The following is a 12754-nucleotide window of genomic DNA, read 5'->3' on the forward strand; positions in this document are numbered from 1 at the left end:
CTACTAATTTACTGTATAGCATTGAGTAATTTATCCAAAAAACGTTACACCATTACATCTGCATTGCCTTATGCTAATGGTCCTTTGCATATTGGTCACTTGGCCGGCGCATATATTCCTGGCGACATTTTCGTGCGCTATTTACGTCTTAACGATAAAGACGTTGTCTATGTCTGTGGTTCTGATGAACATGGAGCGGCGATTACCATCCGAGCAAAAAAAGAAGGTATCACACCGCAGCAAATTATTGATAAGTACAATTCACAAATTAAAGAGAGCTTTGAAGAGTTCGGTATTGCATTTGATATCTATCACCGCACTTCCGAACCTATCCACCATGCGTTGTCTCAAGAATTCTTTACGAATTTGTACGATAAAGGTGAATTCGTTGAGAAATTCTCAGAACAATACTATGATGAAGATTTTCATCAATTCTTAGCTGATCGTTATATTGTTGGTACTTGCCCTAACTGTAAGTCGGAAGGTGCTTATGGTGATCAATGTGAGAAATGTGGTACTTCGTTAAGTCCAACAGACTTAATCAATCCAATATCGACATTGAGCGGAAAAACACCGGTATTAAGAAAAACAAAACACTGGTACTTACCACTAGATAAATACCAACCTTGGTTAGAGAAATGGTTGATCGAAGGTAAAAAAGACGTGTTGAAATCAAATGTTTTTGGTCAGTGCCAATCTTGGTTGAAATCGGGTTTACAACCTCGTTCTATGACCCGCGATTTGGACTGGGGAGTAGATGTTCCGCTTCAAGAGGCTGCTGGTAAAAAACTTTATGTTTGGTTAGATGCTCCGATAGGCTACATTTCTGCTACCAAGCAATGGGCTATTGATCATGGTAAAAACTGGGAAGATTATTGGAAAAAACAAGAAAATCCTGAAGATGACTCCTGCCTGATCCATTTTATTGGAAAAGATAATATCGTATTCCACTGTATCATCTTCCCCGCGATCTTACATGCACATGGTGAATATATTTTACCGGATAACGTACCAGCAAATGAATTCTTAAATCTTGAAGGAGACAAATTATCGACCTCTCGTAATCATGCTGTTTGGTTACATGAATATTTAGAAGAGTTTCCAGGAAAACAAGATGAATTACGTTATGTATTGACTTCTATTCTTCCTGAAACATCTGATAGTGAATTTACATGGAAGGATTTCCAAGCTAGAGTTAACAATGAACTGGTTGCCATCTTTGGTAACTTTGTCAACCGTGTCATGGTACTTTCTCACAAATATTTTGATGGTAAAGTAGTTAGCGGTTCTCCGTTAAATGAAGTAGATCAAAATGTTTTTGCTGAATTAGCAAAATTCCCTGACGCGATCACCGGTTCTATACAGCAATATCGTTTCCGCGAGGCATTAGCACAGTTTATGAATGTTGCTCGTTTAGGAAATAAGTACTTAGCAGATGAAGAACCTTGGAAAGTAATCAAAACGGATGAGGAACGTGTAAAAACGGTTCTGAATGTGGCCACACAAATAGTCGCAAACTTAGCGGTATTGGCACAGCCTTTCCTTCCGAAAACTGCTACAAAACTTTTTGAGATGCTTGATTTCCCAAGTACGAATTGGGCAAATGCTGGTAAAGCTGATTTAATTGCTGATGGCCACCAATTGAGTGAAGTACAACTCTTATTCGAAAAAATCACGGATGAGCAAGTTGAATTTCAATTGAACAAATTGACTCAGGCAAAAATTGCAAATGCAGCGGCAAATGTAAAAACTGAACCGGCTAAAGCAAATATTGCTTTCGAAGATTTTACGAAACTTGATATTCGTGTAGGCACGATCATAGAAGCAGAGAAAGTTGCTAAAACAAAGAAATTATTAAAAATCAAAATTGATACTGGTATTGACCAACGTACGGTTGTATCTGGAATTGCAGAATTCTTCACTCCAGAAGAAATCATCGGCAAACAGGTATCTATTTTAGTAAATCTGGAGCCTCGCGATATCAAAGGAATCACCTCTCAAGGGATGATCTTAATGGCTGAGGATGCTGATGGCCGTTTGGACTTTGTAAATCCAACCTCGGCAATCAAACCGGGTAGTACCATTCGATAAAGAACTATATTTAAATAAGAAAGGGAACTTATCGTTCCCTTTCTTATTTAAAATAATATTGCTTTCAGCTTTTTATTGAATTCCTTTTCGTCCATCCAATCGTAGACAGAAGATTTTAGTTTTGCGACAATCGCAGTCTTGGGCTCCGCTACCACTTTCTTTTTCTTGGTTAACACATTGGAAACTGGCGTATTGGTTAATTCAACCTTTGTTGCAAAAATATTAATGTTCATGCTCGGAATGGATACACCCAAAATCATCCCCGGTAAACCATGAATAAGTTCTGGACCTGTTGGAATGGGAATCTGCCCTGCAAAAAATGCCACCACATAAATTGAATCCTGAATAATACCATTCGCCCTACGACAATCGTACCCTGCAATATTTCGGTACTCATCCGTATACTTCCACTTCACATTGGGCAATGAATCTTTCATTAATAATTCTTCATCTCCGAAAGGCAATAACTTTAGAAAGCTGCTCTGTTTAACATTGATATAGGTTTTGGAATCAGTAATAAAGGGGCTGTACCAAGAGTAATTACGATAATTCGGCGGATAATCCTCCTGCACAGTCTCAAAAACGGTTTCATCATCAAAGAATTTTAAACTATGATGCGTAATCATCTCTACAGGACCAGATTTCATGGCCTGCTCCACACTAATCTTGTCCCAACCATCCAGATCTGGTTTATTCAAGAAATTGCGTTTCAAATAATTATGTAAATGAAATTTCCGTTCAAACGTAACGGTTCCACTACTCGGAAAAAAAGCGTACTGGGCAGACGCATGCATCATAAAACCCACAAATAAAAACATTACTACAATATACTTTTTCATCTTATTTTCCTCCTTTCATAGTTGTAAAATTATAAATCACTTTCAACATGCCATAACGGTGCAACACTTCATTACTGGACTGAATAAAAGAGGATCCATTCTGATAGCGGTTTATACCACTATTCTTATTCAAGATATCGTTAACATAAATCTGTGCTTCTAACGATTTATCTTTAAAGAATTTCTTTGAAATATAACCATTCATATTAACGATATTAATAGACTGCAAGGTTTGAGTCGAACTCTGATAGCTTTGATTAACGTTAAGCCCTACTTTAAAATCTTTCGGCAGGTAATAAGTTACATTGCCATAAGAATTCATTGTAAAAGTTGTTCTACTCAATTGAGGCTGTAAAGAGGAATTTAGTTTTTCAACACCCGGAGTAATATTTAAGTAGAAATCCAACTTATTTGCCTTATAACGACTTAATCCGATACTAGGGGCTAAACTCCAAGTTTCATTCTGATTTAAACGCGGTTCCTCTATTCCTAATGATAAGTAACTATATTGACTACTGTATTCCACATTAGCTCCTAAATTTAGGTTCAGTCCCCATTTTTTCTGTACAACAAATCGATATCCAGATTGCCCATATATCCGCCAGTTTGTCTTGTCGATGTTGACATATTGAATATCTTGACGACCTTCTTCATAATACCTCACCCTGCTGGATATATTATTGATTCCCTGGGTTGCACTTACATATGCATAAACACTTTGATCTTTCAGCTGTTTATAGGAATTGAAACTTAAACTGTAATTATTACTAAAACCAGCTTTTAAATCAAAATTATCGAGATAGGTTACCAATTGTTGTGAGTTTTGCTTTAATGGTTCGATTTGCGTCAGTGACGGTTGCAATGTTCTTCCCGAGTACCTGAAATTAATACTTTTACTTTTCGTAATCTGATAATTAGTCGATAAGCTTGGACGAATTGACGTTTGATCACGCTGAAGCACAGTTTCCAAATTATTGTAATCACGCTTCACATTTTCAAAATCCAGTTGGTTACTTAGATTAACCGTTAACTTGTTATCTTTATAATTGAGTGAAGTACTCAATCCATTTTTCATACTCGTAAAATCAAAATCATTCAGGATCGCCTGATCTAATACGGTATACTCGCCTGTCAACGAATCTCTATCGAAAGATTGATTTAATGTTTCCGACTTATTATTTAGGAATGAATATCCCAGAGCAGCGGTCAACCTTTTAGAAATAGGTTCTGTAAAGGTCATCGAAGCTCCTAAATTCGTATTCCTATTCATATTTTTCTTATACTGATCTATGGTATCGGTAAGATTGTTTTTAAAGAAATGGGTACTTGAGAAATAATTTATATTACCATCATTTTTATCCGAATTCGTATTGACCGCCAAAGTCAATGATCTTCTTACTTTCTTAAAACGTCTCGTGAGTAAAACGTCCAGATTGTATTGCTCCTGATCAGTTCTCGAATTATTTTTAGAATATGTTTCCGTAATTCCCTGCCCTTCCAAAGTTTTTTGATCAGCAAATGTTTCTGAAAAATTATCCCTTTGCGACTTATTGAACCCCATTTTCACAGTCATATCGGTTAAGGAATCCAATTTATAATCATACCTCAGGTTGGCTGCATTTGTCTTAGTCTCGTTGTCCGAGCTCGTTACCGAATTATCAATACGTGCTTGTTCTGGAATGTTATTTTGGGCAGAATAAGTACTGGTATTATTTACGTTTAGTTGATTCCTTCTATAGTTAACGTTAATTTTGTGCTTATCATTTGCAGTCTTATCTGAGTAGCTGGCCCCAAAATTTAAAGCTTTGGGTACTCCACCTCCATAAAACCTTCCGTCAAATCCACCTTCGGAGCCGTCACCACCAGAAGAGATCATAATACCGCCACCATCCATAACTTCCATGCTACCCGATCCACCTACACCATACTTCTGTCCATCTTCAAATCCAAGTCCCACCATACCATCATTGGCCGCAATACCGTAAACAGCTATTTTCTGGCTCCCTTTGAATTTATTGACCATCACTTTGCCCCCATAGTAGTTATCGGTACCTCCACCCACGGTAGCTTGCCCAAACATTCCTTTCTTACTATCGGCCTTTAACTTGATATCAATAGTCTGTGTGCGTTCTCCGTCATCAACACCTGTACGGTCTGCTAAGTCCGATTTTTTTTCATACACCTGTACCTTACTAACCATGTCCGAACGGATATTCTTGGTAATAAGTGTTGGATCATCGCCAAAGAACTCTTCTCCGTCTAATAATACTTTCTTCACTTCTTTTCCATTTGCCGTAATCTTACCATTTGCATCCATGGTCATTCCTGGCAATACTTTTAAGAGGTCTTCCACTTTAGCATCTTTTTCGACTTTAAAGCTTCCTGCATCATATTCAATGGTATCCCCTTTCATAACGACAGGGATTCTGCCTGTTACTTGTGCCTCTTCCAAAAGCAATGCGGCTTTTGATAATTTAATAGTTCCAAAAGCAATGGGCTCTTGACCTACAGTAACATCCTTGACAACATCCACATATTGAGGAAAGGATACAATGAACCGATAAGTTCCTGTATCAATTTTAGGAAAAGAAAAGGATCCATTTTCATTTGTTCTCACGAACTTGACAAGAACGGAATCTTTCGCATTTAATAATACAACAGCCGCTTTACCAAGTTTCCCCCCATCCTTCGAATCTACAATCTCTCCCGATACTTTTGTTTGTGCATGTGTTGCATTGGTCAGCATAAATGAGCATAGTAATAATATGCTCCAATAGAATTTGGCCATTAGGTTCGGTTTATAATGATATTAAAAACTAAAGATATAGTTTTAATACGATAAAGTCGTATGCTTTTTGTTAAATTTTCGTTAAAAATAAAAAAGGCCGAATTAATCAAATAATTCGGCCCTTTCAGTAAAAAGTTTAATTTATCTAGCTATCTTCTGTAGTGTCTAGGTTTAATTGTTTTTCCTTGTTTATTAGACTCGCAACACTCGTATCGTTTAGTATTTGTAACATTGCATTACGAACCTCAACAAAAGTATCGCGTATACCACAGGCATGCTCTGTGGTACATTCATCACATGAGCGATAGAAATTAAGACTGACACAAGGTAATAAGGCAATAGGTCCGTCGATCAATCGCATCACCTGGGACAAATAAACATCTTCTGGTGCTTTATTTAGACTGTAACCACCTCCTGCACCTTTCTTGCTATACAAAATCCCTGCATTACGCATTTCCAACAATATCTGTTCTAAAAATTTCTTCGGAATGTTTTCTTCCTCTGCAATTTTTACAATCTGCATGGGATCTTTACCGTAGTTCCTACCTAAAACCATTAAGGCTTTAATGGCATATTTTGTCTTTTTAGAAAGCATATTATTTATTCAATTTTATCTACAAACTTAGATAAAATTGTTTTATTTACAATCTTATTGCATTGCTTATAAAACAATTTTACCACCCTCTTCTCTTCAATCAGTAAATTTATATAGCAGAAATCTAACAAATTTTACCTGTAATATAGCATTTAAAAGCGATATTACTGTCCTAACACTTCTACTATAGGAGTACCGATACTACCATTTGGCTCCATAACATGCAACAACGCGGCTAAAGTTGGAGCAATGTCAGTAACGTTTACAGCTTTATTAGAAACGCCATGTTTGATACCCCATCCCATAAATACTAATGGTATATGCGAGTCAAAGCTTGACCATGTACCGTGCGTTGTACCTGTAGAACGAGGAGATCCCTCATACCATTGTGGCTCAACAACAATCTGAATAACACCACTTCGCTTCATATGATATCCGTTAATTGCTTTTTCTCGAATTGCAAGTGGAGCTTGAAGAACATCACCTTTGGACATATCGAATACGAAAGCAACACCATCCTGTTTTTTCAAATACTTGATGATATCTGTTTTAATGGCTTCTTCATCTAGTTTTAAAGTTTCAATCTTTTCATTATCCAAATGAACCTGGTAGTTCATTAAGCTTTTAACTATTTTTTCTTGACCAAACTTAGCTTTCAAATTATCATTCAAAGCTGTTAAGATCTGTCTACCTGGAAAATATCCCCCGTTCCCTTTCATGTCCATGAAATAACGAGAATTATAAGATGCGGCATGATCTGCTGTTAAAAAGAATGTGTAATTACCTTTACCAACTGATTTATCTAAATAGTTGAAAAGATCTGCAAGTTCATGATCCAGCTTTAAATAGATATCTTCAATTTCTACAGAAGAAAGGGAATAGCGATGGCCCACATAGTCAGTAGCAGATAAGCTTACACAAAGAAAGTCCGTACTTTTCGTTGGGTTATTTCCAAGTTTTTCATTTTCTATAGCCGCTTTAGCTAAATCTAATGTCAAGGTGTTTCCCATAGGCGTCGTCTTGATCAACTCGTACCCTTCAGTAGCCATCAATTTGGAAGTTGCCCTTGGTAAAGTTGGACTTGCCTCTCCAGCAAATTTTCCTTCATAAATATTATCATCAGCAATACTTGATGTATAGGTCGATAACGGAAAAGATGGTTTCCAATCTTGTTTTAAATATTTTTCAGCAAGTTTTTTCTTATTAAAATCTGTTACCCAGTTTGGTAATTTATCCATGTAGAAATTGCTCGTAATCCAATTACCTGACTTAGATTCAAACCAATAGGCTGCATCAGCAAAATGACCAGCAGGTAGAATCCCGCCACGGTCTTTAATGGCAATACCGATAACCTTTGATTGAAAATTGGTCGCCAATTTCAATTGATCTGTAATGGTTGAAGCGAGTAAATTGCGTGGAGACTGCTTTCCTTCAGCCTCTGTTGTACCTACCCCAACGACATTGTCATCCTGAGTACAATACATTGGTTTACCAGTTTGCTCCATAATCCAATCATTACCCGAAATACCATGTATAGCAGGTACTGATCCTGTGTAAACAGAGCTATGGCCAATAGCAGTATACGTTGGAATGTAGTTGATCAGCGTATTTTCACATGAAAATCCCTCATTCAACAATCTTTTGAAACCACCTTCGCCATAACGTTCAGCGAATCGGTACAGGTAATCCCAACGCATCTGGTCAACCATAAGACCCACGACTAATTTAGGACGTTCTGGCGACTGTGCAAAGGTTGTCAAACTACTCAACCCTACGCACATCATTATTAACATTTTTTTAATCATGTCTTTTATTTTGTTTAGGCTATAAATGTAAAATTAATTCGTTAAATGAGTCTGTAAATATTGCCCTGTATAAGAATCTTTACATTTGACCAAATCTTCAGGAAGTCCTGCAAAAACTAATTTCCCTCCTTTATCTCCCCCTTCAGGACCGATATCTATGACCCAATCTGCCGATTTGATCATATCCATATTATGTTCGATAACCAAAATACTATTCCCTAAATTGATCAGTGCCTCAAAAGATTTCAAGAGCTTCTTAATATCATGAAAATGGAGACCTGTTGTTGGTTCATCAAATATAAAAAGTGTTTTCTTACTGTTATTTCCTTTAATTAAGAATGAAGCCAGTTTGATACGCTGTGCTTCTCCACCAGATAGTGTACTCGATGATTGTCCCAATTTCACATAACCTAGTCCAACATCTTGTAAAGGCTGAAGTTTAGATAAGATTTTAGGTTGATCAGCAAAGAAAACAATAGCCTCATCAACACTCAATTCCAAAACATCTGAAACCGACTTACTTTTATACTGGACATCAAGTACATGCTGTTTAAAGCGTTTTCCTTCACAAGCTTCACAAGGCAGCACAATATCGGCCATAAATTGCATCTCAATCTTTACTTCTCCCTCGCCTTGGCATACGTCACAGCGACCACCCTCCACATTAAATGAAAAGGCGGCGGGTTTTAGTCCTGCAGCTTTAGCTGCCGGTAAATTTGAATATAAAGCTCTAACTTCATCCCAAGCTTTTACATAGGTAACGGGATTTGATCGTGAAGAACGACCGATCGGATTCTGATCAACCATTTCAATTTGTTCAACGCGATCAATATCTCCTTCAATTCCATCGTAAACTCCTGTCTGCTCACCGGAATAATTCCCGATCGCTTTTTGCAGAGCCGGATATAAAATCCGTTTTACAAGCGATGTTTTCCCAGAACCGGAAACACCGGTGACAACAGTAAAATTATTGAGTGGAAAAGTCACATCGATACCCTGCAGGTTATTTTCATGCGCTCCTTTAACTGTAATGGAATTGTTCCATGTACGGCGTTGAGCCGGAATGACGATCTGATCTTGTCCGCTTAAATAACGTCCTGTTAAACTTTTTTTATCTTTAATGATATCATCGTAGTGACCCGCAAATACCAATTCACCGCCATTTATTCCTGCTTCCGGACCAATATCGATCAAATAATCGGCAGCCTCCATCATTTCCTGTTCATGCTCGACCACAATAACCGTATTGCCAATATCCCTTAGCGATTTTAAAACTCCTATAAGTCTTTGTGTATCTCGAGGATGTAAACCTATACTCGGTTCGTCCAAGACATAAATTGACCCAACCAAAGAACTTCCTAAAGAAGTCGCTAAATTGATACGTTGCGATTCACCTCCAGAAAGAGAGTTGGATAAGCGATTTAAAGTTAAATAGCTCAATCCTACATCACATAAAAACTGTAACCGGCTTTCAATTTCAGATAATAACCGCTTCGCAATTAAAAGATCATTCCCTTTTAGTTCTAACCCTTGGAAAAACTCCAATGCTTTATCTAAAGGCATCAGCACGATATCGGTAATGGACCTATCGCCAACTTTAACGTAGGTTGCATCCTGACGAAGACGGGAACCATGACATTCTGGACAATCTGTCTTACCACGATAGCGGGATAACATGACCCGATACTGGATTTTGTAGGTCTGTTCTTCAAGCTCTTGAAAAAACTGATTTAAACCTGAAAAATATTTGTTACCAGTCCAAAGAACTTTCTTCTGTGCGGCTGTTAAATCAGAATAAGAACGATGGATAGGAAAGTCAAACTTTAATGAAACTTTGATCAGTGCCTGTAACCATTCGCCCATTTTCTCTCCTCGCCATGGTGCGATAGCACCATCATATACCGATCGGCTTTTATCAGGAATAACAAGATCTGGATCGATACCAATCACTTTCCCATATCCTTCACAACGGCGACATGCTCCATATGGATTATTAAAACTGAAGAAATTAGCTGTTGGTTCTTCAAACAAGATTCCATCAAGCTCAAAACGATCTGAGAAATGATGTAATTCCTCTCCTACGGCTATGGAGCAATTACCTTTTCCTTCAAATAAAGCTGTTTGAATAGAATCCGAAAGACGATTTAAGGTATCGTCATCCGAGTCGATACGAAGACGGTCCGTAACGATTTCTATTTCACCCTCTTTAATTGCTTTATTATCGACTTTCTTGTCATCGATGATACTTTCTATTTTCTGTAACTCACCTTTATACTTGATACGAACAAAACCTTTCTGTAATAAAAGTGAAAGTTCCTCTTTTATCTTACGGTCGTTCGTGGGAATTAATGGAGCATAAATGGTAATAGATGTTCCCTCCTCTAAAGCTGTTGCAAAATCTACAATACTGGAGACTGTATCTTTCGTAACAAGTTGTCCAGATACTGGAGAATAGGTTTTGCCTATACGTGCATATAATAGTTTCAGATAATCATAAATCTCAGTCGATGTACCAACAGTAGAGCGTGGGTTGCTTGTAATAACGCGTTGTTCGATCGCTATTGCCGGTGCTATACCTTTAATATAATCAACTTCAGGCTTATTCATCCTTCCCATAAACTGACGAGCATAGGAAGAGAGACTTTCGACATAACGACGTTGCCCCTCGGCATAGAGTGTATCAAATGCTAAGGAAGATTTGCCCGAGCCTGACATACCTGTAATAACTACCAGTTTGTTTTTAGGGATATCGACATCAATATTCTTTAAATTATTGACTCTTGCCCCTTTTATTTGAATATAATTTTTCGGACTATTATTCTGTGTCTTCGCCATTTATAAATTCCAATCTAATTTGTTTCAATCTGACATACAGATAAAAACAAAAATAAGGATTTAAAAATCCTTATTAATAATATGGACTAAGAAAAGCCCAATATTTTACAAATTCTTAATAAAGAATCTATTTCAAATGTTACCTAATATCCAACTCCTGTTCTCCTTGGTTGTCTAATAGGAGGCCAAATACCCGGTTTACCATCACTTCCCGCCGGAAGCACCCTTTGCTCCCGATTAACCAACTTGGCCTCCTCAGAGGCTTTATAAGCCATTACAGCAGTAAGAATTACATTATACTTGAGATCATCAAACACTAACTTATCATAAGTATCCAAATTGGTATGCCATGTATTTGAAAAGTAACCCCAAGACAATGAACTTAACATAAAAGCAGGTACTCCAGCAGCAACGAAAGATGAGTGGTCTGATCCCCCGCCTCCTGGTGATCCCGGAAATTCTGTTTTGATATCTTTTGTAACATGTGCAGGCACAGCAGACATCCAACGGGATATAAAGTCATAAGCATGTACAAAGCCTGAGCCATTAATTCGCTCGACACGGCCTGTACCGTTATCTAAGTTGAAAACAGCTTGTGTATTTTCTATAATCTCTGGATTGTCCAAGACAAACGAACGCGAGCCGTTTAGCCCCTGTTCTTCACTTCCCCACAAACCGATTAGTATAGTTCGCTTAGGATTTGGCAATATCTTTTTCAAAATACGTGCGACTTCCATCATAGCGATAGTTCCGGTTCCATTGTCTGTTGCTCCCGAACCTCCCTCCCAGGAATCAAGGTGAGCTGAAAGAATAACGTATTCGTTCGGAAATTGACTTCCTTTAATTTCAGCAATAGTATTAAAGGAAGGTACGTTTCCTAGATCCTTTGAAGCAGTCTCGACACTGATCTTTGTACTGATTCCCTTTTCGGTTAAACGGTATAACATACCATAATCTTCTAAGGAGATATCGAGCGATGGCGCCTTATATGACCGTGCTCCAAATATTTTATTCGCTCCAAATTCTTTTGACCAATTGCTGGTCAATATCCCTACGGCACCTGCATCTTCCAACATGGCTGGGATAGAATTTGCAGATACTCCAGAAGCTTTGATACGGTTGTTCCATAAAACTGCAAGAGAGTCCCGAGAAACTTTCATCCGTTCAATGGATTCCTTGGTCCCATACTCTTCCCAATTATGATCCGGACGACCGGTTGGCTGTGGCATTGAAATCATCACAAATTTACCTTTAACAGATGGAAGCCATTTATGAAATGACAAGGAATCCTTTAAATCTGGTAGGCTAATAACTTCCGCTTGTATACTTTTCCCTTTTGTACTCGGACTCCATGCAAGCTGTGTTCCGGCCAATGATTTGACACGGGGTGCAATCATATCGATATGTGAAATACCGCGTTCCCATCCTCGCCATTCACCAAATTTTTGATTTTGAGCTGTAATGCCCCAACTTTCAAATTTAGCAACTGCCCATTCATTTGCACGGGTCATACCTGGAGTTCCCACTAAGCGGGGACCAACTACATCTAACAGTTCAAACGCGAGTGATTCCAGCTGAGAGTTATGATTGGCTTCTGCTACAATTTTTTGCACAATAGGCTCTAATACCTGCGATCCCTGCTGTGATCGATTTTGTGCAAATCCATGATCTAGCGTAAAAAAGCTAAAAAACAAGGTATAACCTAAGACTCTTTTTGAGAAAATATACGTGAGATAAGTTCTTTTCATAAAATATAATATGTAAGGATTTTAATAAGGCCACTTAAAAATCGAAATTTATA

Annotated in this window: 7 protein-coding genes; 1 reads left to right on the plus strand and 6 read right to left on the minus strand. The window is 37.8% G+C overall.

The window, feature by feature from the left end:
- Positions 1-21: 21 nt before the first annotated feature.
- The gene (gene metG, locus HCX49_RS19735; RefSeq protein ID WP_168127949.1) at positions 22-2091 is read left to right on the plus strand and encodes a methionine--tRNA ligase; all 2070 of its coding nucleotides are present in this window, start codon (positions 22-24) and stop codon (positions 2089-2091) included.
- A 47-nt stretch (positions 2092-2138) separates the two neighbouring features.
- Here metG and HCX49_RS19740 read toward each other — a convergent pair whose 3' ends face one another.
- The 6 genes from HCX49_RS19740 to HCX49_RS19765 form a co-directional block, all read right to left on the minus strand.
- Positions 2139-2930: a GLPGLI family protein gene (locus tag HCX49_RS19740; protein WP_168127950.1), complete on the minus strand. Its 792-nt coding sequence runs from the start codon at positions 2928-2930 to the stop codon at positions 2139-2141.
- Between the two features lies 1 nt (position 2931).
- Entirely contained in the window at positions 2932-5718 is a 2787-nt protein-coding gene (locus HCX49_RS19745) for an outer membrane beta-barrel protein (protein WP_168127951.1), read from the minus strand.
- Positions 5719-5863: 145 nt separating this feature from the next.
- Entirely contained in the window at positions 5864-6313 is a 450-nt protein-coding gene (locus tag HCX49_RS19750) for an RrF2 family transcriptional regulator (protein ID WP_021190852.1), read from the minus strand.
- A 164-nt stretch (positions 6314-6477) separates the two neighbouring features.
- Positions 6478-8118, minus strand: a complete 1641-nt coding sequence (pafA, locus tag HCX49_RS19755) for an alkaline phosphatase PafA (protein ID WP_168127952.1) — start codon at positions 8116-8118, stop codon at positions 6478-6480.
- Positions 8119-8151: 33 nt separating this feature from the next.
- Positions 8152-10953 carry an excinuclease ABC subunit UvrA gene (uvrA, locus tag HCX49_RS19760; RefSeq protein ID WP_168127953.1) on the minus strand — a complete coding sequence of 934 codons (2802 nt, stop codon included), beginning with the start codon at positions 10951-10953 and terminating at the stop codon, positions 8152-8154.
- Between the two features lie 143 nt (positions 10954-11096).
- Positions 11097-12701 (minus strand): M20/M25/M40 family metallo-hydrolase, encoded by a 1605-nt coding sequence (locus HCX49_RS19765; protein WP_168127954.1) that lies wholly within the window; start codon positions 12699-12701, stop codon positions 11097-11099.
- Positions 12702-12754 lie beyond the last annotated feature (53 nt).

Source organism: Sphingobacterium sp. B16(2022) (assembly GCF_012030425.1).
Lineage (GTDB): Bacteria > Bacteroidota > Bacteroidia > Sphingobacteriales > Sphingobacteriaceae > Sphingobacterium > Sphingobacterium anhuiense.